The sequence below is a fragment of the Pantoea trifolii genome (assembly GCF_024506435.1).
GTDB classification, from domain to species: domain Bacteria; phylum Pseudomonadota; class Gammaproteobacteria; order Enterobacterales; family Enterobacteriaceae; genus Pantoea; species Pantoea trifolii.
The window spans coordinates 2,440,854-2,464,054 of sequence record NZ_JANIET010000001.1 but is presented as its reverse complement, the minus strand read 5'-3'; the positions used below and the strand labels follow the sequence as shown (position 1 = coordinate 2,464,054).

The window sequence follows — 23,201 nt, the reverse complement described above, 5'->3', positions numbered from 1 at the left end:
GTCTCATAAGGCAGGGATTAACGCCATGTACAACCGATCACCATTTATGACGACCTCGTATTAATGAATCAACCTCATAGACCCAATACTATTTCAGGCCATTATCTTCACAATACCATCCGCTAACATGGAGGAATTCGATCTCTCTGGAATTCAACATGGGTCACGCCTCAACGCGTACGCAATCCTTCACCGTCAAGTCGCGCGGTTTGCCGTTTATTCTCATTCTGAGTGCGTTGATGGCGATCACCTCGCTATCCACGGATATCTATCTGCCCGCCATGCCGATCATGGCGCGCGAGTTGCACGGCGATGCGGAACTCACCATCACCGGATTTCTCATTGGCTTCTGTATTGCCCAGCTGATTTGGGGGCCGTTGAGCGATCACTTCGGCCGTAAAACGCCGCTGTTTATTGGCCTGACACTGTTTGTCATCGGCTCAGTGGGTTGTGCGCTCTCCACTGACATCACCCACATCGTGTTCTGGCGTGTGTTCCAGGCTTTAGGCGCTTGTACCGGACCGATGCTGGCGCGCGCCATGATTCGCGATCTGTTTGCTCGCTCGCGTGCTGCGCAGATGCTCTCGACGCTGATGGTAATTATGGCGATTGCGCCAATTGCCGGGCCGCTGTTGGGCGGGCAGATGATCCGCGTGACATCCTGGCATGCCATCTTCTGGCTTTTAGCGGCTATCGGCGGCGTGATGCTGATGTTGATCTGCTGGTTGCCGGAAACCTTGCCGCCGGAGAAACGGGTGAAAGCCTCGCTGCCAGGCGCGTTTCGCAACTATTTCGCACTGCTGAAAAATCGCCATTTCATGAGGTTTACCCTGTGCGTGGCGTGCTATTACGTTGCGGCCTATGCCTTTATTACCGGCTCGCCTTTTGTCTACATCTCTTACTTCGGCATTGATGCGCAGCACTATGGCTGGCTGTTTGCGGTCAACGTGGTGGGTTTGATGGCGGTGAGCATGGTCAACCGACGTTTAGTGCATCGCTATCCGCTTGAGTCGCTGCTGAAGTGTGCGGTGTTAACCGCCACCGTGGCGGCGCTGATCCTCGCGCTCTGCAGCAAACTGCAGTTCGGCGGCATCGTGATGATCATTCTCTCGGTGTTCGTATTCTTCTCGATGAACGGCATCATCGCCGCCACTTCAACTGCGGCAGCGATGGATGCGGTGCCGAATATGGCGGGTTCCGCCTCGGCGCTGATTGGCTCGCTGCAATACGGCAGCGGCATCATCTCATCGTTGCTGCTGGCGCTGTTAAGCGACGGCACGCCGTGGACCATGGGCTGGATTATCGCGCTGTTTACCGTGGCGAGTGCGGTCATGGCGATCACCGCCGCCACGGCAAAGTCGCACCACTGAAACGAGGAAAACCTTCATATGAATACATCAACAATGCAGCCCGAGACGCTCTCGGCACGTCAACAAGCCATTCCGCTGATGGCGGCGTTTATGGCAACCAGCAATATGGAAAAACTGGATGGCGCACTTAATCAGGGGCTGGACGCCGGATTGACGGTAAACGAAGCCAAAGAGATCCTCGTGCAGCTGTATGCCTACACCGGTTTTCCGCGCAGTCTCAACGCCCTGAGCGCGCTGATGAAAGTCACGGAAGCGCGCAAGCAGCGCGGTATCAGGGATGAAGTGGGCAAAGAGCCGGTGCAGCCGGTTCCGGTGGGCGATGCGCTGCGTCAGCTGGGCACCGATAACCAGACCAAAATTTCTGGCGCGCCGGTGCAAGGACCACTTTTCGACTTCGCACCGGTGATCAACCAGTTCCTGCAAACCCATCTGTTTGGCGATATTTTTGCCCGTGACAACCTTGACTGGCAAAGCCGCGAGCTGGCGACAGTCGGCGCATTGGCCGCCACGCCGGGCGCAGAATCGCAGCTGCTGTCACATACGCGCGCCAGCTTGCGCGTAGGGATCACGCGCGGCCAGTTGCAGCAGCTGGCGGAGGTGTTGCGCGCTAATGGGGAAGTTGAGGCGGCGGAACGCGCGGAATGCGCATTGCTGGCAATCTAGGTTAGCTGTTGATTAGAGAGGAAAGATTGTTGAAAAATACGCTTAAAATCTGGAGCATCTGTCTGCTGGCGACCAGCTTTATCGCCGCCGCACAGGCGGAACCTTTAGTGATTCAGGAACAAGGTAGTTTTGCGGCGGGCGGCACGGTGATAACCGCGCCAGGGCAGTTCGATGCCAAAAAGCCGCTGGATGCCGCAGGCCAGACTTATCATGGCGATCACGCGGCGGTGTTTTATCAAATTCCACCGCATGCGCATAAATATCCCATCGTGATGCTGCACGGCGCCGGGCAGTTTTCCCGCACCTGGGAAAGCACGCCGGATGGCCGCGAAGGCTTCCAGAACCTCTTTCTGCGGCGCGGATTTGCCACCTATCTGGTTGATCAGCCGCGTCGCGGTAGCGCCGGTCGCAGTACGGTGGAGAGCACGCTAACGCCGAAACCGGATGAGCAGCTGTGGTTCAATCAGTTCCGTCTCGGCGTGTGGCCCAACTTCTTCAAAGGCGTGCAGTTCTCACAGGACAAAGAGGCGCTGAACCAATACTTCCGCCAGATGACGCCCAATACCGGGTCGTTTGACGTCAATGTGATTTCGGATGCGCTCTCCGCCGTGGTCGATAAAAGCGGTCCCGCTATTCTGTTTACCCATTCGCAGGACAGCTGGCGCGTAAGGCTGGCGATGGCGCGCCAGTGGCGAGATGTGGTGAATAAACACGGTGGCGATGTGCAGGTAATTCACCTGCCGGAAATCGGCATTAAAGGCAACACCCATTTCCCGTTCTCCGACCTGAATAACGTACAGATCGCCGATCAGGTCAGCCATTTTTTGCAGCAGAAGCATCTGCAATAGCTCAACGGCAGGGTTTATGGATTGATGAATACAACTAATAAACCCTAGCTGATTACCGGGTCTGACCAAATCAATGCGCTGGCGTTATGCTTTTGGAAACTCTCAAAAGGATAACGCCATGCACACTGTAAAACTCAATAACGGCCTCGATATGCCTCTGCTGGGCTTTGGTGTGTTTCAGATGACCGATGCCGCCGAGTGCGAGCGCGCGGTAATCGACGCCATTGAAACTGGTTATCGCCTGATCGATACCGCCGCCTCCTACCAAAACGAAACTCAGGTGGGCAATGCCCTTAAGCAGAGCGGCATCGCGCGCGATGAGCTGTTCGTCACTACCAAATTGTGGCTGCAGGACACGAATTATGAAGGTGCCAAGGCGCAGTTTGAGCGCTCACTCAATCGCTTGCAGATGGATTATGTCGATCTCTATCTGATTCACCAGCCGTACGGCGATATGCACGGCGCTTGGCGTGCGATGGAAGAGTTGCAGCAGGCGGGTAAGATCAAAGCGATTGGTGTCAGCAACTTCCAGCCAGATCGTCTGGCGGATCTCATCGCCTTCTTCTCGCACCGCGATCCCGCGATGGTGGAGTGGCTGACAGGCCGCAAACTCGACGTTTAATGCCTGGCGCTTCATGTCGATGCATTTTCGATTGCATCGACATTTTTTTATATTTGACGTTTTTTTCTCAATGGGTATGCTCAGCCACGTCAGGATCCTCCGGCCAGGATTGGTTTAGACGGTTACAGAGAGCCCATGAAAAACAGTAATGATAAACAGCTATGCGACATTGCGATTGGTGATGCCGTGCTTGAATTATTTAATCAGGATGCACCGGTCTCGCGCACCACGCTGCTCGCGCAATTAGAGAAGATGATTCATGCCGGTGACACGGCGGAAGATGTGCGAGTCGCCCGACTGGCTTTAGATTTGGTGAAGAGCAGCAGCACAGCCAACAACGCTGAGAAATCTGAAGAGAACGTGATGAGCTTTAGGGCTAAAAACGTCGCGGCGGATGACTCCACCAAGCACTGATGGTTGCATGCCGGACACGGGTTGTCCGGCATAACGTCAGGATTTACCAGTGGAACTTATTCGAATCTTCCCACTCTTTGACTTCTTTCTCCGCACGGTCTTTTTCATAACCGTAGCGTTCCTGGATTTTACCGACCAGCTGATCGCGTTTTCCCTCGACCACGGTCATATCATCATCAGTCAGGTCGCCCCATTTTTCCTTCACTTTCCCTTTGAACTGCTTCCAGTTGCCGCTAATACGATCTTCGTTCATGTCGAACTCCCTGGTTAGTGGTTACTGTGTGCTCCCCTTTGCTGGCCTGATGCCAGCGGGTGAATTAATCCTGGCACAGGATTTGCGATTTGCCTGGCAGGGCTGTGAGCTAACTCGAAGATTTGAAATTGCGTGAGGTGGAGCGGTGATAAAGTCAGGCTTTACAAGCTAACTCATTGCTCTAAAAGGCGTTATGTTTACCTGGCTATACAGGCAATGGTTTGTTGCGATATAGTAACCGCCGATAAGACATTTCCGTCAAATTTTGGAAATCCGCATTACCCAATGCCATCCGCTATGAGCAAAACGCCAACCATCGACACGAAAAGCAGAGAGCGTGGCCGCCCAAGAGAGTTCGATATCGAACAGGCTCTGGACAAAGCCATGATCGTTTTTCGTCAAAAGGGGTTTCATGCCGCTTCATTGAACGATTTGGGCGAGGCGATGGGGCTGACGGCGGGCAGCATTTATAAGGCTTTCAAAGACAAGCGCAGCCTGTTTCTGCTGGTGTTTGAACGCTACCTTTCGGTGCGCAATGCCGATCTGCGTCAGCGTCTGGCGCAGTTCACCACGGGCCGCGAGAAGCTCAGCGAGCTGCTGCAGTTTTACCTCGATTCCGCGCGGGCGGTGGAAGGTCGCACCGGCTGTTTAGTGGTGGGCAGCGCAGTGGAGCTACAGGTGCTGGATGACGATCTCTCGCAACTGGTGAGTGAAGCGGTCATACGCAATAAAAACTTCCTTGCCTCGTTACTTAAGCAGGGCCAGGAAGATGGATCGGTAACGCCCAATCTGGATGTCGATACCGCCGCCGGATTGATCCTCTGTATCGCCTTTGGCATGCGCGTTGTGGGCAAGATCACGGATGTAAAAGATGAACCTGAGACCATCAAGTTAGTAATGAAGCTGCTGGACTAAAATTTGTCTAATTAGGAGGCGGATACTTCCTAAATAAGCGAAGCGTAAAGCCGGAGGGCAAGTGAAAGACGAAGATTCAGATATTACGGAAGAGATTCGCGCATTGGTGGGAAGGGTGGTGACACGTATCCTTCGTCCTGATGAAGCGCTTACCGTTCAGGAACTTATTGGCGCGTTGTATCGCCTGAGTTTGCGTTCCACTGATAGCAAAACCAAAGTTGCCTGCGAGAAAGCCATTCGTATCCTGGCGAAAAAACTGCACTAATAAGGTCGCGCGTGCCGCGCCTTGTTGTTCCCCTCTGCTGAAGTCTGGCAATCCCTCGCCAAACACCTCTCTGATTAAAGCGGGCGATGCGCGGTCTCTTTCGCCTTCCACAGCGCAAATAGCGTGATCAGTAATGCCAGGCTGACATACAGCGATACCCACAGCGTGCTGCCCATCTCTTTGTACAAGGTTGTAATGATCAAGGGCGCAAAGCCGCCGCCGATGATGCCCGCCAGCGTATAAGCCAATGACGATCCGGCGTAGCGCACATGGCTGGGGAACTGTTCGGTGACAAACGCCGCCTGCGGTCCGTACATCACCGCATGAATCAGCAAGCCGCCAATCACCGCCAGCACGATCAGCACCGGCTGTGAGCTATCCAGCAGCACAAAGAACACAAACGACCAGACAATGGCCAGTAGCGCACCGGCAATGTAAACCGGGCGACGGCCGAGTTTGTCGGAGAGCGCGCCAAACATCGGTACCGTGATCGCATTGCCGATCGCACCGAGCATGGTGGCCATCAACGCCAGCGGACGCGGCAGCTGCAGCACAGTGGTGACGTAAGTGAGAGTGAATACCACCACCAGCGCATACAGCACGTCAGAGCCAATGCGTGAACCGCCCGCGATCAATAGCTCGCGCGGATAGCGCACAAACACCTCTTTCAGCGGCGTATGGGTGGTTTTCTCCGCCTGCTGCATCGCGACAAAGGTCGGTGTCTCTTCCACGCCGCGACGCAGCCATAAACCAAACATCACCAGCAGCAGACTCAGCAGGAACGGAATGCGCCATCCCCACTCCTGAAACTGCTCGCCGCTCAAGGCCACCGTCACCAGCGTGATAAATCCGGTGCCAATCAAGGTCCCGCACGATGGCCCCACCTGCGCAAACGAGGCGTTACGGCCACGCTTGTTGGCATCGCCATGCTCCATCGACAGCAACACCGCACCGGCCCACTCACCGCCTAATGCAATGCCCTGAATAAAGCGCAAGGCCACCAACAGCACCGGACTCCAGATGCCCCACACCGCATAGCCGGGCAGCAGGCCCATCAGCGCGGTGGTGACGCCCATAATCACTAATGTGGTGATTAATACCGCTTTACGCCCGGCGACATCACCGAGATGACCAAAGATAAAGCCGCCCACCGGACGGGAGATGTAGCCGACCGCATAGGTGGAAAACGCCAGAATCGTGCCGACCAGCGGATCGAAGCTGGGGAAAAATACGTGGTTAAACACCAGCGCCGCCATGATGTTGTAGACCGTGAAGTCATACCACTCCAGCGCGGTTCCAATGGAGCTGGCCGCCGCGAGGCGACCTGTTTTGCTGTGGCTGGCGCGCGCGCCGGAAGCGTGCGGCAACGTTGAGTCGGTATTAGCCATGAGCCATCTCCTGTTTGGTTAACTGCCAGCTGAGGGAGTAGAGCTGTACATCCACGTTAAGCGCCTGCGCGGCGTCGGCGGCGAGGGTTTTACACACCTGCGCGTCGCGGCAGATCAGCAGCAGCATCGGATGCATCGGTCGCGTTGCGCTGGTTTCACGTGGCAGCGGCGAGCTCAGCGTGGTGTCAGGCGTCAGCAAACGTGAGGCGATGTAGCCCGGCGTGTGCTGCACGCTGCTTTGCCAGTTGCCCAGCGATGCAACATCTGTACCGGCTTTCAACGTCAGCACCGCCAGATGGCTGCCAGTGCCTTGTCCATGCTGATGGGAGATGGTGCAGACGCGGCGCATCGGATTGACCATCTTGTTGAGATTCTTCACCGACCATGCGGTCTGGCTTGTGAAGGCGGCGTGATAATCCGCGCTGGTAAAGGCTTCCAGCGATGTGGTTTCGTACAGGCCGAGGTATTTGCGTTCGGCATTCACCGCCTGATAACGCGTACCGCTAAGAAAGCCGCTGATCGCCACGCGCTCTTCAACGTGTTCGTGGTCGTACCATTGGTTGAAATCCGCTTCATCTGCAGCATCGATATTGGTGGCGACAAACAGCATGCCGTGGGGTTGAGTCATGATCAGCTACTCCGTTTCAGGGTGGTTTCAATCGCGGCAGCCCAGCTGAGTAATGCAGCATCGTTGCCATGGGAGGAAGAGAGCATCAGGCCAACCGGCGCAGCGCCGGGCTGATGACAAGGCAGAGAAATTGAACAGCCATCCAGCATGTTGATCACGCTGGTGTTGCGCAGCATCAGCAGATTGACCTGCATATAACGCGCGGGATCCTCGAGCTCGGCCAGCGTCGGCGCAATCAGCGGCACCGTTGGCATCAATATGCTGTCGAAGGGCGCGACCGCCTGCTCGACGCGCTGTTTCCAGTTGGCGCGCAGCTGGTAAAGTTCGGCGGCATCCTCTCCATTCAGCAAACTGCCGCGTTGAATGCGCGTCAGAACCTGCGGATCGTAAGCTTCCGGCTGAGATTGGGCGTAATGCTGATGCCATTGCCAGGCTTCCCACGCGGTAATGCCGCCGCGCGCGTTGATGGTGTCGAGTTCCGCCAGCTCTTGCAGCGGCAGCTCGGTGATTTTCACGCCCTGCGCGCGCAGCACATCAAGCGCATGCAGCCAGGCGGCGCTGACGTGTTCATCAAGGCCAGCCAGCACCCGCGTCTGCGGAATCACGAAATGCGCCTCCGACAGATTCCGCTCATCGATCTGCAGCGGTTGATCGGCGATCACGCTATCGAGCAGCCAGCAGCTGCGCACGTCGTGGGCGATCACGCCGATGCTGTCGAGCGAAGCCGCCAGCGGCAGCGTTCCGCGTTGATCAATGCGGCTGGCGCTGGGTTTGAAACCGGTTAAGCCGCACAGCGCCGCTGGAATGCGCACCGAACCGCCGGTATCGGTACCGACCGCCGCCAGGCACATGCCATCGCTCACCGCCACCGCCGCACCGGAAGAGGAACCGCCAGGAATGCGCTGCTGAGCGCGCTGCCACGGATTGGCGGGCGTACCGTAATGCGGATTGACGCCGAGGCCAGTGAAGGCGAATTCGCTCATATTGGTTTTGCCAACGATGGCGGCACCGGCCTGCTGCAGCCGATCAACTAAGCTGGCATTCGCCGTGGCTACACTGGCGTTGCTCAGCAAGCGGGAACCGGCAGTGGTCACTTCTCCGGCGACATCGAACAGATCTTTGATGCTGATAGGCAGACCATCAATCGCGCTGCGCGGCGGTTGCTGCTGCCAGCGCGCGCTGGCTTGTGCCGCTTGCTGACGTGCAGCATCGGAATACACCTTAGTGAAGACGCGCTTGCCTTCTCCGCTTTCCGCTGCGATGGCACGCAGCGCATCCTGGGTCAGGGTTTCAGGGCTGATTTGCCCGGCGAGCAGCTGCTGGCTCGCTTGCCATAACGTTGTCATAGGAAACCTCAGGCGATAACCGGCAGCGAGCCAGTGATATAGGTGTGTTCTAGCGTGCGGTTCAGCACCGGATCGTGCAGCGCCATGCGGAATTCACTCGCAGGACGAATCCCGCCGATAGCGCTGAGCGTGCCGCACGACATGGCAAAACCCTCCGCGACCTGGCCCGTGGAAAAATAGCGGCTTAGCAGATCAAGTGGTGTCAGCAAAGAGGCGAGGGCGCCTTGCTGATAAGTTACCCAGTCTCCGTTGACGTTGATCCAGGCACGCAGCTCCAGTTGATCCCAGTGCGCTTTGACTTCGGACATGCGCCACGCGTGACCGGCAACCGGTTTGATGCACGCCTGTTTCGATAGCGCCACGCTGAAGGTTTCCAGATGACGATCGGTGTGATCGGAAATCAGCGAAACCCAATATTCGCCGCGATGGAAAAACACAAAGGGTTCGGCTTCACCGGATGTTTGATCGCCGACCACTTCCAGCTGCGTTTGCTGACTTAATTGATTGGTCGCGACACGGTAAAACAGCGGCACTGCACCAGGAGCGGGCACGCCGAGCGCTTCGAGCTCCCTGATATGGTGCAGCACCGCTTCCTGATCGCGTCCAACCCAGCCCGCGATAACAAATTGATTTACCTCAACATCCAGCAGTGCCGCATCGGCGTAATCTGTCGTAAACCGTAATTGCATGGGATAGATCTCCAGTTGAGAAATGCGTGTGAAATTTCACTGTGATTTCAATCTAGCCATTTTCATGCCAGGTTTTTGTGTAATATGTCTCAGTTACCTAATAAGGATTTGCGCGATGAGTAATGTGATGGCTGAAAATGTGAGCTCGCCGACGACACCGAAGAGCATTTCGCTTAATGAGCGCGCCTATCTGGCGTTCAAGCACCGGCTGATCACGCTGCGCTATAAACCGGGCGACTATCTCAATATCGCGCAGGTGATGGATGATCTTGAGATGGGCAGAACGCCGGTGAATCAGGCGGTGCATCGGCTGGAGACGGAAGGGCTGTTGCAGATCATCCCGCGCAAGGGCGTGATGGTATCGCCGCTGTCGATTGACGATGCGCTGGAGTTAATTGAGGTGCGTTTGGTGAATGAGGCGCTGTGCTTGCGGCTGGCCTCGCAGCGGGTCAATGCGGCGCAGATCGCCTATTTGCGGGAGATGAATCAGCGCATTGCTCATGCCAGCGCTTCACGCGATCGCGAACAGATGATGCTGCTGGACCGCGAATTTCATCAGGTGCTGGCGGATATCGCCGCCAATGGTCGTCTGGCCGATATTCTCAGCATCATCCACGCGCAGGCACAGCGTTTCTGGGCCACCACGCTTTCCAGCGCTGCGCACATGAACGAAGTGATCGCCGAACACGAAGCGATCATTGCCGCGCTGGAGCAGGGAAATGCCGAACAGGCAGAAGAGGCGGCGCGGGTGCATATCTATTCGTTTAAGCAGGCGCTGCTGAATAATTAATATTCCGCTTCTTCACCCGGCAGCGGAATGGAAAGATCCATGCCTGCAACCCCGGCATAGAAAATGATCAGCTCGGCAGGCTGGTCGGTGGTGAAGCCGCGATGGGCAATGTCGATGGATTCATTAAAGGCTTCGCCTGCATTAAAGGTTTTAGTCTCGCCGCTGGCTTTGTCCTCGATGGTGAGCGAGCCGGATAAAATATAGGCTGTGTTAGGTATCGGATGCGTATGCCACGGCAGCTCGGAATGCGCAGGAATGGTCATTTTCATCACGGTGATCTCGGGCTTACCGGCGGGATAGTGTTCAATATGCTGGCCGTTCCATGCTTGCCCGCTTTGCAGCAGCGTTTCCGCACTGTTTTCATGCTCGTTATCGGCACCTTTCATCTTGTTCCCCTGAATAGTCATTAAAATCTCTCCCGCACAGGATAGTGCAAATCTGCAAGGCTGCGCGCACGCTCACTTCCAATACAAGTCTATCGATCAAGGGCAAGACGCTTGTAAAAGAATTGTGATCGGTCACCGAGAACGGCTTAAAGTAATCGATTACTTTATGTCCTTCTGTGGAATGTAATCGATTTCTTTTTCGGCGTGAGGTCAGCATGGTTTCGACAACTACAGGTTCTGAAATCGCGGTGAGGCAGCAGCGTCTGCTGATTCCCCGCTTGTCGTTAATGATGTTCATGCAGTTTTTCATTTGGGGAAGTTGGTCCGTTACGCTCGGGCTGGTGATGACGCAACACAACATGTCATTACTGATTGGTGACGCCTTTTCGGCGGGGCCGATCGCCTCAATTCTGTCGCCGTTTGTATTGGGCATGTTGGTTGACCGCTTCTTTCCTTCGCAGAAGGTGATGGCGGTGATGAACCTGGCGGGCGCGGTGATCTTATGGTTTGTCCCGGCCGCGCTGGTGGCCGAAAACGGTGCGCTGCTGATCGGATTGCTGTTTGGCTACACGCTCTGTTTTATGCCGACGCTGGCGCTCTCCAACAACATCGCCTTTCACAGCCTGGCCAGCAGCGACAAAAGTTTTCCGGTAGTACGGGTGTTTGGCACCATTGGCTGGATTGTGGCGGGCATCTTTATTGGTGTCACCGGCATTGCATCCAGCACCGGGATTTTCACCCTGGCCGCAATTTGTTCCGTGGCGTTAGCGATCTACAGCCTGACGCTGCCGCATACGCCTGCACCGGCGAAAGGCATGCCGCTAAAAGTGCGCGATCTGTTCTGCGCGGATGCCTTCGCGCTGCTGAAAATTCGCCACTTCTTCGTCTTTGCGCTCTGCGCCACCTTGATCTCCATCCCGCTCGGCACCTATTACGCCTACACCGCGTCCTGGCTGGCGGATGCGGGCGTGAGTAACGTCAGTACCGCGATGTCTTTTGGTCAGATGTCGGAAATCTTCTTCATGCTGGTGATCCCGCTGCTGTTCCGCCGTCTCGGCGTCAAATACATGTTGCTGGTCGGCATGGTGGCGTGGTTTGTGCGTTACGCGCTGTTCGCCACGGGGATGAACGATGAAAGCCGCGCACTGATCTACATGGGCATTCTGCTGCACGGTGTCTGTTACGACTTCTTTTTCGTGGTGGGCTTTATCTACACCGACCGTATCGCGGGGGAAAAAGTGAAAGGGCAGGCGCAAAGCATGGTGGTGATGTTCACCTACGGTATCGGCATGTTGCTGGGCTCGCAGATTTCCGGCGCACTCTACAACCGCCTGATTGCCGGACAAGGCTCGGCGCAAAACTGGGCAACATTCTGGTGGATCCCCGCGATTGCGGCGGCAGCGATCGCCGTTCTTTTCCTCTTCTCCTTTAAATACCGGGATGAAGAGGTTTGATTGACTGGAGGTGTACGTGAAAACGGTAAAAGGACCTGGAATTTTTCTCGCGCAGTTTATTGGCCCGCAGCCACCGTTTAATTCGCTGGAAGGGCTGGCGCAATGGGCTTCTGCGCTCGGTTATAAAGCGCTACAAATGCCCTGTAATCATCCGCAGATTTTTGATCTGTCGCGCGCCGCAACCAGTCAAACCTATTGCGACGAAGTGACAGGTTTACTGGCGAACTACGGCTTGCAGATCAGTGAATTATCGACGCACCTGGAAGGCCAGCTGATTGCTGTCCACCCAGCGCATGATGTCGCCTTCGATGGCTTCGCACCCGCCGCTTTACGCGGTGACAAGGAAAAGCGCACCGCATGGGCGATTCAGACGGTGAAGCTGGCGGCAGCCGCGTCGGCCAGGCTGGGATTGCAGGCCCACGCCACCTTCTCCGGTTCGCTGGCCTGGCCGTATGTCTATCCGTGGCCGCCGCACAATCCTCAGCTACTGAATGAAGCTTTCTCAGAGCTGGCACGGCGCTGGTTGCCGGTGCTCGACGAGTTTGACCGCTACGGCATTGATGTGTGTTACGAGATCCATCCGGGTGAGGATCTGCATGATGGCGTGACGTTTGAACGCTTCCTGGCGTTGGTGAATAATCATCCGCGCTGCACCATCTTGTTCGATCCCAGTCACTTGCACTTGCAGCATATCGACTATCTGCAGTTCATCGATATCTACCATCAGCGCATTAAGGCATTTCACGTTAAAGATGCCGAGTATCTGCCGAACGGGCGCAGCGGCGTGTATGGCGGTTATCAGCGCTGGATAGATCGTGCTGGTCGCTTTCGCTCACCCGGTGACGGACAAATTGATTTCCCGGCTATTTTCAGCAAGCTGGCGCAGTACGATTATGACGGCTGGGCGGTGCTGGAGTGGGAATGTTGTTTGAAAGAGGCGGAAACCGGCGCGCGCGAGGGCGCTGAGTTCATCCGTCGCCACATCATTCCGGTAGCCGATCGGGCATTCGATGACTTCGCCGCACAACCACAGCAAGCGGCCAGCATCCGCGTGCAGCTGGGCTTGAGCGCGGCAGAGTCGCATGATTAAGGTGGGCGCGGATTTATGGTAGCCTCCGTAGTATCTGACTGAGCAAGAGTTCAAGCATGTCCATCCAAAAAATCGCCCGCTTAGCGGGCGTTTCTGTGGCGACAGTTTCACGGGTGCTGAATAACAGCGACACGGTAAAAGCGCAGAATCGTGAGAAAGTCCTGCAAGCCATTAAAGCGAGTAATTACCAGCCAAACTTGTTAGCGCGTCAGTTGCGCACTGCACGTAGCTCAATGATTCTCGTTATGGTGTCGGATATCTCCAATCCCTTCTGCGCCGAGTTGGTGAAAGGCATTGAGGAGCAGGCGGAACAGAACCGCTATCGCATTCTGTTGTGTAATTCTGGCTCAGACCTCGAGCGCTCCCGCTCCAGTCTGCAATTGCTGGCCGGTAAAATGGTGGATGGCATTATCACTATGGATGCGTTCAGTAAGTTGCCAGAACTGGCGCAGCTGATTGGCGAAACGCCGTGGGTGCAATGCGCGGAATACGCTGATGCCGGGGATGTCTCCTGCGTCGGCATTGATGATGTGCAGGCATCAAAACACGTAGTGGCCTATCTGGCGGGCAGGGGACGACAGCGTATTGCGCTAATCAACCACGATCTCAGCTATAAGTATGCGCAGCTGCGGCAGGCGGGATATCAGCAGCAGCTTAGGCAGGAAGCGCGCAGCTGGCAGGCCATCACGTACGCCAACGATCTGAGTTTTAATGCCGGTAAACAGGCGATGGAAACCTTGCTGGCAGCGCCCGAGCGTCCCGATGCCGTGTTCGCGGTGTCGGATACCTTAGCGGCGGGCGCGCTCTCAGCGATTCACGCCGCCGGACTGCGCGTACCGCAGGATATTGCGGTGACCGGATTTGATGGCACCGACCTCGCCGAAATGGTCACGCCGCCACTGAGCACGCTGGCGCAGCCGTCGCGCGATATGGGGCGCGAAGCGTTCGATTTGCTGCTGAATAAGATCGACCAACCTGATTCGCCGGCTCAACGCATTATGATGGACTGGCACTTTGTGGTGCGTGCCAGTACTTGAGCGGTTGCTTGCGGAAGGATTTAATACAGCCTAAGAGGGCGATAGAGACGTACTAATGCTTCACGGATTTCCAGTTTACCCAAACAGCCGCTGGCGGTTTTGCGTCAGCGCGTGTGCCACATCAGGCAGCATCGGGAAAGAACTCTGGCCGCCATATTTCTGGATTGAGCAGGAGCTGATTTCAGCAGCGAAAGGAATCGCTTCTTCCAGAGCGATGTTATTCACCAGGCAATAGGCGATGCCGCCAATAAAGGAATCGCCTGCGCCGGTGGTATCCACCACATCCGGGCAGAACACAGCGGGATAATGTCTGGCACCGGCATCACCGGATAACACCGCGCCTTTCTCGCCCAGCGTAATAATCACCCGGCCATTCACCTTCTGCTGTAACGCTGCCGCACAGGCCATCGCTTCCTTGACCGACGTGACGGAAGTTTTGCTCATAAAGCTGGCTTCGGTCTCATTCACCACCAGAAAATCAACCTGGCTCAGCGCCTGCGCAGAGATTTCGCGTGCTGGCGCGTTGTTAAGCAAAATCTGGCAATCGTGACGGCGCGCTACGCTGATGGCACGTTCAACCACATGGTCGGGAATCTCCGACTGCAGGATTAACAGTGGCCGATCGCTGAATAACCCATCGTGAATATCAGATTCGGTTATCAGGTAGTTTGCGCCCTTAATAATGGTGCTGCAGTAATCACCGGATTCCAGAATCTGCACGATGCCAATACCGGAGGTTTTTCCGCGTTGGCTAATGTTATCCACCGATACGCCGTTTTCATTCAGCGATTTTATGAGCTCACTGCCATAAATATCATTGCCCACGCAGCCCACCATATTGACGTTCAAGCCCAGCTTGGCGCACTGAACCGCCTGGTTTGCTCCTTTTCCGCCCGGCATTAGCATTAACTCGTTGCCGGTAAACGTCTCCCCAATCTCCGGCAGGCGATCCTGCTGGACAAGAATGTCGTAGTTAAGACTGCCAATAACAACAATATTATGTTTCATCATTTCGGCCCTTAATTGGCGGTGCGTTTGGACGCAACCGCATTTCTGGTGTTGTGTAAACTGGTCTGACTTTTTTCGCTGGTCTTGCTGGCGATAATGGTAAAAATGGCATCGAGAATATTCAGATGCACAATGCGCGTGGTGGCGTTTTCTCCGGTAATCGGATTGTTTTTCACCGAGGAGATAATCGAGTGCCTGGCAATTAAACTCAGTGGGCTGTTGGGATAATTGGTCAGGCAGATGGTTTCTGCGCCGTTCTCATTCGCCGCTTTTACCATCTGGATAATGTCTGTGGTTTGGCCGGAGTGGGAAATCGCCAACAAGATATCGCCGGGTTGCATCAATGAGGCAGTCATCAATTGCTTGTGGCTGTCACTGAAAACCGACGAGAAGATGCCGATTTTCAGCAGCTTATGATTGAAGTCATCACAGATTGAGCCTGAGCCACCGCATCCAGCAATAAAAATGCGCGCGCTTTCTGGCTTATTAATAAACAGATAGGCCACCGCTTTGATCACGGCACTGTTAATCACGCTCAGGGAATCCTGCAGCGCCAGCACCGAATTTAAAAAGGTGCTTTCAATCACCTGCTCAACGTATTTCTCTGAATCCGGGATCACCGGAATATCGATAATCTCTTCCTGCGTGCTGACTTGTCGGGCGATATTGATTTTCAGATCGTGAAAACCGGTAAAGCCGAGTTTCTTCGATACTTTAGTAATGCTCGATACGCTGACATTCAGATAATTCGCAATATCAGTGATACACATTTTAGATAATGACTGCGGATTATCATCAATAAAACGTGCAATAGAACGTTCCTTTTTTCCCAGCTCAGGTGCAAGCGTGCGAGCCAGCAGGAATATCTCATTACCTTTAAGTCGGTTATGCATGTTGAGCACTCAATAAAAACGTTGTCGCTAAGCTAGCATGGTGATTAGGGGAAAAGTGTTAACTGGATCACATGCTGTAAAACGTTTTACTGATGAATTTTACTGGTAGTAAAATAAAAGGTTCACATTTGCGGGTGTTATTTTACTTACGGTAAAATGGGTATTTAACCTATTGTAATGTAATGATTTTACTCACAGTAAAATTTCACTATTACAAAGTTATCATTTATTTTATTAACGGTAGTATTTATCTCACCGCATTTACCTGATGACTATTCTCATTTATAAGAAAGTGGAAATCCCATTAAAGGTAATTTAAAAATGAAATTCTCATCACGTATAAATTCATTTCGCTCCAGAGCCGATCTGTTTGCGGCGAAGAACAAAATGGATACTTGCGATCTTATTACGCGTATGGGTACCGTTGCGGGCTTGACGCATATTGAGCTGAATTATCCGGAACATTTTATTGGTCAGGATAAAGCGCTTATCAAGCAGACCATCGCCGATAACAATTTGCAGGTCGGTGGCATCGCATTGCGTTATGACAAAGAGTTCATTAACGGTGAATTCACCAATCCGGATGCCGCACTGCGTAAAAAAGCAATTGACATTACCCTTGAAGCCGCAGAGATGTGCAAATACCTTGGCGGCAATACCGTCACGCTGTGGTTTGGCTACGATGGTTACGATTATCCGTTCCAGCAGGATTATTTCCGCGCCTATGAGTGGCTGGTCAGCGCACTACGGACCGTGACGCAGGCCCACGCGGATATGCAATTCAGCTTTGAATACAAGCCGTATGAGCCGCGCACCTTCTCCTTTATTGGCGATGTCTCTTCAACGCTGATGCTGATTGATGACGTGGGCTCCGATAATCTCGGTATTACCCTCGATTTCTGCCACATGATCATGAAGAAAGAGAATCCCGCTTTCTCGCTGTTCCAGTCTGCACGTAAAAACCGTCTGGTGGGTTTCCACTTGAATGATGGTTATGGCCATTTTGATGATGGGTTGATGCTGGGTTCCGTGCATCTGATGCAGACGCTGGAATACATCTATTACGCAAAACGCGTTAACTTTAGCGGCCTGATCTATTTCGATACCTTCCCAAGCCGTGAAGATCCGGTTGCCGAATGCGCGCAAAATATTCGCATGTATAAAGCGCTCTCCAGCTTTATCGACCGACTGAGCATTGATGAGATCGATCAGCTGATTAAAAGCCAGGATGCGCTGAAAGTGCAGGGCATGCTGATGAAAATCATCGCTGAATAAAAACAAAATCAAAACTTACCTCTATTCACTACGACCAGTCAGTGTCTGACACTGGGGGAAACTATGTTCGATAAAATAGGTTTGCCTAAAAACTTGCTTTGGGGCTATATCGGCCTCGCGATATTTATGATCGGTGATGGTGTAGAACAAGCGTGGATTGCCATCTGGCTGGTGGATAAAGGGCTGTCTGTCGCGCAGGCCTCTTATCTGATCACCGCATACGGTGTCACGGTGACGCTGGCGGCCTGGGTTACCGGCGTGCTGGTGCAAACCCTCGGCCCGCGCAAAGTGATGGTGTATGGGCTGATCACCTTCGTCATCGGTAGCATCGGGTTTATCGGCATTGGCCTCAAGACCATGCACATGGCCTGGATGCTGCCGTTTTATGCCATTCGCGGCATCGGTTATCCGCTGTTTGCCTACTCGTTTCTCATCTGGATTAACTACAGCACGCCGGTGGAGCGCCGTTCTACCGCAGTGGGTTGGTTCTGGTTTACCTTCTCGCTGGGTTTAAGCGTCATCGGTCCGTTCTTCTCCTCGCTGGCATTGCCGGTGATGGGCGAAATTCATGTGCTGTGGATCGGCATGGTGTTTGTGGTGGTGGGCTCAGTGTTAGGCATTTGGGTGAACCGTGACGTGGTGCCGGCATCTGAAATTCATCCCTTCAGTGCGGCGGAGTTAATTAAAGGCATCACCATTTTGCAGCGCCCGGTTATTGCCATGGGATTGGTGGTGAAATCGGTCAACGGTATCGCGCAATATGGTTTAGCCACCTTCCTGCCGCTGTATCTGATCAGTTTCGGTTACAGCAAAACTGAATGGCTGCATATGTGGTCGGCGGTGTTCCTGGTGGCGATTTTCGCCAACCTGTTCTTTGGCTTCTTCGGCGATAAGTTTGGCTGGCGTACCACCATTATGTGGGTCGGCGGCTTTGGCTATGCCGCGGTGCTGATTCTGGTTTGGGCGGTGCCGCAGGTGCTGGGCCATAACTTCTATGTGATGGCGTTCGTGCTGTGCCTGTGCGGCATTACCATGGCGGGCTATGTGCCGCTGTCGGCGTTGTTCCCGTTACTGGCCCCGGACAGCAAGGGCGCGGCGATGTCGGTGCTGAATCTGGGCGCAGGTCTGGGCGCATTTATCGCACCTGCCATCACTGCGCTGTTCTATTCATCACTGGGTGCGGGCGGGGTGCTGGGGATTTATGCCGGGCTTTATGTGCTGAGCGGCGTACTGACGCCATTCCTCAAAACGCCTGAAGAACTGGATGCGCGGGTAGCGATGACGGATAAAGCCGCCTGACAGACGTGAGATTTTGTTATAAAAAAAGCCCAGTTAATAAACTGGGCTTTTTATTGGGATCAACAGTTTAGACGTTGAACGGTGATTTTTATATTATTTTGTTGATATTAAATGCTATTTTTTAAGTTAAATAAAATTGTACTCAATGCTATACTCATTTTGGCAAAAATGATGCCTGACAGTCCAAGGCCTGCTATTTAGGCTGAAGACCTGTCATGGTAGCTGCTAGCTATACGTTGCATGTTGAGTGAATGAGAGCTTAGTTCGGCCTTGTTAAACCGATAATGTTGCGCCCCTTGTAATGGCAGGGGACGCAACAGTCGTGTTTTATTGCTCGATTTGTTGTAGCACGAAGGTTTCCAATGAGACGTTCAGGGTTTCGCGCACGCCAGACAGCGGCGACCAGCGCACAGTGTTGCCGGTGGCGTTGTCATAGAGATAATAGTGACCATCCTCCGCATCCATTAGCGGAACCGCGCAGGCCGGGAAGTCAGGATGTTGCTGACGTAACTCCGCGGTCGAGCGCAGAATGTTCAACCACGCGGTCTCCTTCACCCCCAGTCCGCACACTTCGGTGGCTTCATAAGAGAGGAACCCGACGTTTTCCAGCCAGGCTTTATAGTCCGGGGTGAAGGTAATATGAAGCGCCTTTTCCGCGGCGTTGATCGTTGCCGTGTCAACCGGGCAGGTAATCACATCATGTTGTTCGATAAACGTTTTCAGTTGTTTCATGCTGCGGCCTCGCTGCGTTGATTTTTAATATCTTCTGCACGCTGTTTCCAGTGGTCGATGCGTTCCGTTTTGAAATCACCGCGATCAATTTCCGACTCTTTGGTGACATCATGGAGGATTTTATTATTACCACCGCCCATATGTTCGCTTTGCGTCAGCTCAGCTAACGGTGAATCTGCATTTTGTCCGATATGGTGAAGCTGATAAGGTTTGCCGTCGGCATCCTGCGGCGGCAGACCTTTTTCCATTCGCTCAAGATTCGTTCTGCCCAGTTCATCCACCTGGTCGGGGTTGATATCCGGTTGCACCAGCACATCTTTCCCGTTGACTGATTCACACTCCAGCCCGGCATCAAGGTAAATCTGCGCTTCCTGCTCGCTGCCGATGCGTTCAATGACGTCTTCACTGTAGCCGTTATCACGCAGCGTCTCACGCATCTCGTCACTCAGTTCAGTCAGCGGCGTATCAACCGTCTTCAGTGGCTCATCCAGCTTATCAATGTCAATGTCGATAATATCGATATCTCTAGTGAGTTCAGTCAGCCCTTCGTGCTCACCCACGATCTCAAGGGTCGTTTCTAAAACCAGCATTTCGCTCATTGCAGGGTTTCCTGTACGTGTTTACGCCACCCGGCGTAGGTCTTCAGCCATGTTTCTGATTCCCCCGAAACGTCTTTCATCAGGCACTGTTGTACTGCAATGCGCAGCGCTGCGGGTAACTCACCGGTGCGTCGGGTCACCAGGCTATCAAGCGTATTACTCACAGTGCTGAAGTCGCTGCACTGGCTGAGCCGGTACATCATCTCGCGACGAAAATCGAGTAACCCGGTAATGGTGCTGGCAAGCTGGCGGAACTGATCTTCACGTTGAATACGCAGGGTACGATGGGTCGCGAACTCGGCAATTAACGAACGCAGCAGGATTTTGTTACGCGTCGACAGCATCAGTGTATCGACCTGCTCGACCAGTTGTTGCGCCGTGATGTCGACCGGATCAGCCAGACGGTGACTGAGCAACCAGCTTAACAGCGGCGTCCAGGCCTGCGGGTTTGTGGCAACCGGCGCTGCCGTGGGTTTGTACTGCCATGGCTCGGCCGGGGACTCAAACTTCCTGACTCTGCACAGCACGGGCTCCAGCCAGTCGTTCTGATACACCACTGCGACGCCGCGTGGCAGGCGCGCCAGTTCATCAAGTTGTTCATCGCTCAGAGCCGCTGATTTTCCGGCAGTGCGGCGATCCATATCTTCCGGCAGACGCATGATGATTTTCGTATTAGTGTTGCGGATGGCGGCCATGTCCACTGCCGCAGGTGACTGATCGGCAATGATAAAACCCTCGCCCCAGGTGCGCATTTCGGCAATGGCATTCGCGAGCATTTCCACGGCTTTACCCGTGATATCCGCGCCTTCTGCGCCAGCGTTGCCGCCGCTGCGCTTCAGCAGGTGATGGGCCTCCTCAAGCACGGTCACATGGCGTAGAGCCTGGTTCATCCCGCTCATTGCGGCACGATGCTCGCTGAGGCGGATCACCAGAATACCGGTAATAAACGATCGGGTTTCCTGAGAGCCGATACGGCTTAAGTCGATAATGGTATTACTGTCAAAAAGGAGGCTGTTATCTATCTCCTCACCGCTAAATATTTGTCCATTCAGGCCATTGGTCAGTGAGTTGACGCGGGTCACCAGCGAGCCGATGTAGTTGCTTTTCACCTCCTGCGACCACTCCGATTGTTCAATGACCTGACGAAGTTGCTCCTGGAGATCGGCAAAGGTCGGAAAAAGGGTGGCGGGGTGCCAGTGGTTTTCCGACGTTACCAGATCCCAGCCGCACACGGTGTAGGCTTGCAGAATGGCATCTTTTAATACAGCTGGCATGGCCGCATACATCGGCCAGCACATGGAGAAGACATCAACCAGGCGGTCAATATGCTCAAAAACGTGGGTGGTTTCAGGAAAACGGAACGGATTAATACGCAACAGCGGCGAAAAGCGCGCATTCGTTCCAAAGACCGAGACATCATCACGATGACCAAAGACTTGCTTATATTCACCTTTCGCGGGTTCTATAACCAAAAATGGCACATTGTGCTGACCCAGTTGTTCCAGCAACGCGTAAATGGTGTTGCTTTTGCCTGCGCCGGTGGAGCCGGTGATAAACACATGGCTGGTGAGCCTGTCCACATCCAGATCGATGGGCATATCCAGATCGTTCCACAAATGACGCATCTGGCCGAGCCGCAGTGCGCGGGTCTGTTGTCCGTCAGGTTCCGGCCCGTCGAGATGCAGGACTTTGCGCCCGAATGACTGGGTGTGCAGTACCGCGACGCTGGAGGTTGAACGACGCGGCAGGCTCAACTGAATGGCCATCTCTTTACCCGAAACCAGCGTTGCCGGGGTGAGCCAGTCGATAGCCAGCACCGGGGCAATAGTGGGTTTCAGCAGTGGATGAGCCAGTACCGACAGCCAGTCAAGAATGGGGCGTTTGCTTTGTGAGTTCCAGGTGGTTAAAGCAAAATCCTCCGTGCTTGAGCGCGTCCCACGCATTAACCCTAGGAAAATACTGGCCAGCGATTCTGATGAGGCGGTGCTGTCACCAATAAAATAGGCGGCAGTTTGCCAACCCCCGTAGGTTCGCGCTTCATTTACACGTTCCAGATGGTGATCGATTTTTGCCAGCAGGTTCTCGATGGTTTTGTCATGTACCTCCAGCGAAATCTGCTGGCTGCTGCCGGTCGTTTTATTGACGGTCTGGCCATCAGTGCGGGTAGTGGTATCGTTGCGGTTCAGCGTGCGCGATTCGCTTTCGGACGTGTTGCTGCCATAGGTTTCCGACGTGCCAGTGGTGGTGTTTTCGCTCACGCTGTCAGAGTGGGTTCGGTTCAGGATCGCACCCTTCAGTACACCTTTAAAGGCCGCGCCGAGCGATATCTGGCTGCCATTTTTATAGCCCGCCATGACATCAGCGATGACCCCGGAGGTGGACTCGCTGCTTGAGGTGCCAACGCTTGTGGAGTGGTTTGTGCCACGGGTGAAAGACGTGCCCTGAGATACCGTCATGCCTAAACTTTCACCGAGAGACTGACTCAGCCCTTCACTGATGCTCAGGCCTACGCTGTCACTGTCCTGCACGCCAAAAGAGTACTGGCGCTTCGCCAGCACCGAGAGCTGGGTGGCGACTTTTTCGTAACCGGTGCGAATGCGATCCAGCTCAGGCGGCGTAACCGGTTCTGCAAGGATAATGGCCTGATAAACGCGGCTTTCGGCGGCATCAATAAAATGCTCCAGCCCCTGCATAAAATGTTCGCTGTCTTCTGTTGCCAGCGACGGCACTCCCGTTACGGCGGTGACGGAAGATGACGGGTTTTCTTTTTGTGCCAGCGCCCCATCCAGTAACAGTGCGGTTTGTTGCGCATTCTGGGCAATCAACTTGCTGCCGGGGAAATGCCCTTTGAATGTCTCATTGAGCAGCTCACCGGAGTTTTGTCCCAGCATTTTTCCTGGCGCGCCGCGCGTGCCGATATAGACATCGGTTTCCCGGCCATCGGATTTCAGCAGCAAAAAAACGCTATACCCGGCCGCGCCTAATGCGGTGTAGGCGGCAGTGGTGCTCTCCAGCACCGATTGCTTGTTTTCCTGAACTATACGCTCGATGCGAAACAGACGGATATCACCGGCGCGGTGGATCGGCACCCCCTGATAATCTTCAAGCGGCTGCACCGGGTAGTGACGCATCTCAGCCAGATAGCTACGATTAATCAGCGTGTTGGCAGACGCCAGCGTACCTGCCGCGCGCTGCTCCATCTCCTGAATTTGCAGCGGCATCATCGGTTTTTTCATG

General features: G+C 54.2%; 22 protein-coding genes and 2 pseudogenes. 13 read left to right on the top strand and 11 right to left on the bottom strand.

Annotated elements, in window-relative coordinates; genetic code table 11:
* Window positions 1-158 precede the first annotated feature (158 nt).
* The 5 genes and pseudogenes from NQH49_RS11470 to NQH49_RS11450 all read left to right on the top strand — a co-directional run bounded on the left by NQH49_RS11470 (window position 159) and on the right by NQH49_RS11450 (window position 3,917).
* A complete protein-coding gene (locus NQH49_RS11470; protein ID WP_256696700.1) occupies window positions 159-1,370 on the top strand; it encodes a multidrug effflux MFS transporter in 1,212 nt (403 codons plus the stop codon).
* 18 nt (window positions 1,371-1,388) lie between these two features.
* A pseudogene (locus NQH49_RS11465) lies at window positions 1,389-2,033 on the top strand (carboxymuconolactone decarboxylase family protein); the annotation flags it as partial.
* Between the two features lie 29 nt (window positions 2,034-2,062).
* A complete protein-coding gene (locus tag NQH49_RS11460; RefSeq protein WP_305961185.1) occupies window positions 2,063-2,881 on the top strand; it encodes an alpha/beta hydrolase in 819 nt (272 codons plus the stop codon).
* Between the two features lie 118 nt (window positions 2,882-2,999).
* Window positions 3,000-3,443: pseudogene (locus NQH49_RS11455) on the top strand (aldo/keto reductase); the annotation flags it as partial.
* A gap of 195 nt (window positions 3,444-3,638) precedes the next feature.
* Window positions 3,639-3,917 (top strand): hypothetical protein, encoded by a 279-nt coding sequence (locus tag NQH49_RS11450; protein ID WP_256696697.1) that lies wholly within the window; start codon window positions 3,639-3,641, stop codon window positions 3,915-3,917.
* Between the two features lie 43 nt (window positions 3,918-3,960).
* Here NQH49_RS11450 and NQH49_RS11445 read toward each other — a convergent pair whose 3' ends face one another.
* On the bottom strand, window positions 3,961-4,170 hold the full coding sequence (locus NQH49_RS11445; protein ID WP_008107582.1) for a CsbD family protein: 210 nt from the start codon (window positions 4,168-4,170) through the stop codon (window positions 3,961-3,963).
* A 297-nt stretch (window positions 4,171-4,467) separates the two neighbouring features.
* Here NQH49_RS11445 and NQH49_RS11440 point away from each other — a divergent pair, with 297 nt between their 5' ends.
* Window positions 4,468-5,085, top strand: a complete 618-nt coding sequence (locus NQH49_RS11440) for a TetR/AcrR family transcriptional regulator (RefSeq protein WP_372340033.1) — start codon at window positions 4,468-4,470, stop codon at window positions 5,083-5,085.
* Window positions 5,086-5,146: 61 nt separating this feature from the next.
* On the top strand, window positions 5,147-5,350 hold the full coding sequence (locus NQH49_RS11435; RefSeq protein WP_101764092.1) for a hypothetical protein: 204 nt from the start codon (window positions 5,147-5,149) through the stop codon (window positions 5,348-5,350).
* 74 nt (window positions 5,351-5,424) lie between these two features.
* Here NQH49_RS11435 and NQH49_RS11430 read toward each other — a convergent pair whose 3' ends face one another.
* Genes NQH49_RS11430 through NQH49_RS11415 form a run of 4 tightly spaced genes read right to left on the bottom strand, consistent with a single transcriptional unit; the run spans window position 5,425 to window position 9,401 of the window.
* The gene (locus NQH49_RS11430) at window positions 5,425-6,738 is read right to left on the bottom strand and encodes an MFS transporter (protein ID WP_222233300.1); all 1,314 of its coding nucleotides are present in this window, start codon (window positions 6,736-6,738) and stop codon (window positions 5,425-5,427) included.
* Window positions 6,731-7,366, bottom strand: coding sequence for a DUF4286 family protein (locus tag NQH49_RS11425; protein WP_256696695.1), 636 nt, complete (start codon window positions 7,364-7,366; stop codon window positions 6,731-6,733). The genes NQH49_RS11430 and NQH49_RS11425 overlap by 8 nt, the downstream gene beginning before the upstream one ends.
* Before the next feature lie 2 nt (window positions 7,367-7,368).
* Window positions 7,369-8,712, bottom strand: coding sequence for an amidase (locus NQH49_RS11420; RefSeq protein WP_256696694.1), 1,344 nt, complete (start codon window positions 8,710-8,712; stop codon window positions 7,369-7,371).
* 8 nt (window positions 8,713-8,720) lie between these two features.
* Window positions 8,721-9,401, bottom strand: a complete 681-nt coding sequence (locus tag NQH49_RS11415; RefSeq protein ID WP_256696693.1) for a DUF2848 domain-containing protein — start codon at window positions 9,399-9,401, stop codon at window positions 8,721-8,723.
* A 115-nt stretch (window positions 9,402-9,516) separates the two neighbouring features.
* Between NQH49_RS11415 and NQH49_RS11410 the strand changes: the two genes are divergently transcribed.
* Window positions 9,517-10,191: a GntR family transcriptional regulator gene (locus NQH49_RS11410; protein WP_008107597.1), complete on the top strand. Its 675-nt coding sequence runs from the start codon at window positions 9,517-9,519 to the stop codon at window positions 10,189-10,191.
* Here the strand turns inward: NQH49_RS11410 and NQH49_RS11405 are convergent.
* Window positions 10,188-10,577: a cupin domain-containing protein gene (locus NQH49_RS11405; RefSeq protein ID WP_256698421.1), complete on the bottom strand. Its 390-nt coding sequence runs from the start codon at window positions 10,575-10,577 to the stop codon at window positions 10,188-10,190. The genes NQH49_RS11410 and NQH49_RS11405 overlap by 4 nt on opposite strands.
* 215 nt (window positions 10,578-10,792) lie before the next feature.
* On the opposite strand from NQH49_RS11405, the gene NQH49_RS11400 reads away from it, so the two are divergent.
* Genes NQH49_RS11400 through NQH49_RS11390 form a run of 3 tightly spaced genes read left to right on the top strand, consistent with a single transcriptional unit; the run spans window position 10,793 to window position 14,158 of the window.
* On the top strand, window positions 10,793-12,031 hold the full coding sequence (locus tag NQH49_RS11400) for an MFS transporter (RefSeq protein WP_256696692.1): 1,239 nt from the start codon (window positions 10,793-10,795) through the stop codon (window positions 12,029-12,031).
* A 16-nt stretch (window positions 12,032-12,047) separates the two neighbouring features.
* Window positions 12,048-13,121, top strand: a complete 1,074-nt coding sequence (locus NQH49_RS11395) for a sugar phosphate isomerase/epimerase family protein (RefSeq protein ID WP_256696691.1) — start codon at window positions 12,048-12,050, stop codon at window positions 13,119-13,121.
* 56 nt (window positions 13,122-13,177) lie between these two features.
* Window positions 13,178-14,158, top strand: a complete 981-nt coding sequence (locus NQH49_RS11390; protein WP_256696690.1) for a LacI family DNA-binding transcriptional regulator — start codon at window positions 13,178-13,180, stop codon at window positions 14,156-14,158.
* Between the two features lie 75 nt (window positions 14,159-14,233).
* On the opposite strand, the gene NQH49_RS11385 is transcribed toward NQH49_RS11390, so the two are convergent.
* Window positions 14,234-15,166 carry a ribokinase gene (locus NQH49_RS11385; RefSeq protein WP_256698420.1) on the bottom strand — a complete coding sequence of 311 codons (933 nt, stop codon included), beginning with the start codon at window positions 15,164-15,166 and terminating at the stop codon, window positions 14,234-14,236.
* Window positions 15,167-15,177: 11 nt separating this feature from the next.
* Window positions 15,178-16,059, bottom strand: a complete 882-nt coding sequence (locus tag NQH49_RS11380) for an SIS domain-containing protein (protein WP_256696689.1) — start codon at window positions 16,057-16,059, stop codon at window positions 15,178-15,180.
* A gap of 321 nt (window positions 16,060-16,380) precedes the next feature.
* Between NQH49_RS11380 and NQH49_RS11375 the strand changes: the two genes are divergently transcribed.
* Complete coding sequence (locus NQH49_RS11375; RefSeq protein WP_256696688.1) at window positions 16,381-17,334, top strand: sugar phosphate isomerase/epimerase family protein; 954 nt, start codon at window positions 16,381-16,383, stop codon at window positions 17,332-17,334.
* 63 nt (window positions 17,335-17,397) lie between these two features.
* Window positions 17,398-18,633 carry an MFS transporter gene (locus NQH49_RS11370; protein ID WP_179450519.1) on the top strand — a complete coding sequence of 412 codons (1,236 nt, stop codon included), beginning with the start codon at window positions 17,398-17,400 and terminating at the stop codon, window positions 18,631-18,633.
* 327 nt (window positions 18,634-18,960) lie between these two features.
* Here NQH49_RS11370 and NQH49_RS11365 read toward each other — a convergent pair whose 3' ends face one another.
* Genes NQH49_RS11365 through NQH49_RS11355 form a run of 3 tightly spaced genes read right to left on the bottom strand, consistent with a single transcriptional unit; the run spans window position 18,961 to window position 23,200 of the window.
* Window positions 18,961-19,365, bottom strand: a complete 405-nt coding sequence (locus NQH49_RS11365) for an SMI1/KNR4 family protein (RefSeq protein WP_256696687.1) — start codon at window positions 19,363-19,365, stop codon at window positions 18,961-18,963.
* Entirely contained in the window at window positions 19,362-19,964 is a 603-nt protein-coding gene (locus tag NQH49_RS11360) for an HNH/ENDO VII family nuclease (protein WP_256696686.1), read from the bottom strand. Before NQH49_RS11360 ends, NQH49_RS11365 begins: the two co-directional genes overlap by 4 nt.
* Window positions 19,961-23,200: an ATP-binding protein gene (locus NQH49_RS11355; RefSeq protein ID WP_256696685.1), complete on the bottom strand. Its 3,240-nt coding sequence runs from the start codon at window positions 23,198-23,200 to the stop codon at window positions 19,961-19,963. Before NQH49_RS11355 ends, NQH49_RS11360 begins: the two co-directional genes overlap by 4 nt.
* Window position 23,201 lies beyond the last annotated feature (1 nt).

Bases quoted from the DNA above. Each gene is read 5' to 3' on its own strand.
- NQH49_RS11385 (WP_256698420.1), bottom strand. From the start codon at position 15,166: ATGAAACATAATATTGTTGTTATTGGCAGTCTTAACTACGACATTCTT.
- NQH49_RS11370 (WP_179450519.1), top strand. From the start codon at position 17,398: ATGTTCGATAAAATAGGTTTGCCTAAAAACTTGCTTTGGGGCTATATC.
- NQH49_RS11355 (WP_256696685.1), bottom strand. From the start codon at position 23,200: ATGAAAAAACCGATGATGCCGCTGCAAATTCAGGAGATGGAGCAGCGC.
- NQH49_RS11375 (WP_256696688.1), top strand. From the start codon at position 16,381: ATGAAATTCTCATCACGTATAAATTCATTTCGCTCCAGAGCCGATCTG.
- NQH49_RS11380 (WP_256696689.1), bottom strand. From the start codon at position 16,059: ATGCATAACCGACTTAAAGGTAATGAGATATTCCTGCTGGCTCGCACG.
- NQH49_RS11360 (WP_256696686.1), bottom strand. From the start codon at position 19,964: ATGAGCGAAATGCTGGTTTTAGAAACGACCCTTGAGATCGTGGGTGAG.
- NQH49_RS11405 (WP_256698421.1), bottom strand. From the start codon at position 10,577: ATGAAAGGTGCCGATAACGAGCATGAAAACAGTGCGGAAACGCTGCTG.
- NQH49_RS11425 (WP_256696695.1), bottom strand. From the start codon at position 7,366: ATGACTCAACCCCACGGCATGCTGTTTGTCGCCACCAATATCGATGCT.
- NQH49_RS11390 (WP_256696690.1), top strand. From the start codon at position 13,178: ATGTCCATCCAAAAAATCGCCCGCTTAGCGGGCGTTTCTGTGGCGACA.
- NQH49_RS11420 (WP_256696694.1), bottom strand. From the start codon at position 8,712: ATGACAACGTTATGGCAAGCGAGCCAGCAGCTGCTCGCCGGGCAAATC.
- NQH49_RS11470 (WP_256696700.1), top strand. From the start codon at position 159: ATGGGTCACGCCTCAACGCGTACGCAATCCTTCACCGTCAAGTCGCGC.
- NQH49_RS11450 (WP_256696697.1), top strand. From the start codon at position 3,639: ATGAAAAACAGTAATGATAAACAGCTATGCGACATTGCGATTGGTGAT.
- NQH49_RS11430 (WP_222233300.1), bottom strand. From the start codon at position 6,738: ATGGCTAATACCGACTCAACGTTGCCGCACGCTTCCGGCGCGCGCGCC.
- NQH49_RS11400 (WP_256696692.1), top strand. From the start codon at position 10,793: ATGGTTTCGACAACTACAGGTTCTGAAATCGCGGTGAGGCAGCAGCGT.
- NQH49_RS11415 (WP_256696693.1), bottom strand. From the start codon at position 9,401: ATGCAATTACGGTTTACGACAGATTACGCCGATGCGGCACTGCTGGAT.
- NQH49_RS11440 (WP_372340033.1), top strand. From the start codon at position 4,468: ATGAGCAAAACGCCAACCATCGACACGAAAAGCAGAGAGCGTGGCCGC.
- NQH49_RS11445 (WP_008107582.1), bottom strand. From the start codon at position 4,170: ATGAACGAAGATCGTATTAGCGGCAACTGGAAGCAGTTCAAAGGGAAA.
- NQH49_RS11410 (WP_008107597.1), top strand. From the start codon at position 9,517: ATGAGTAATGTGATGGCTGAAAATGTGAGCTCGCCGACGACACCGAAG.
- NQH49_RS11365 (WP_256696687.1), bottom strand. From the start codon at position 19,365: ATGAAACAACTGAAAACGTTTATCGAACAACATGATGTGATTACCTGC.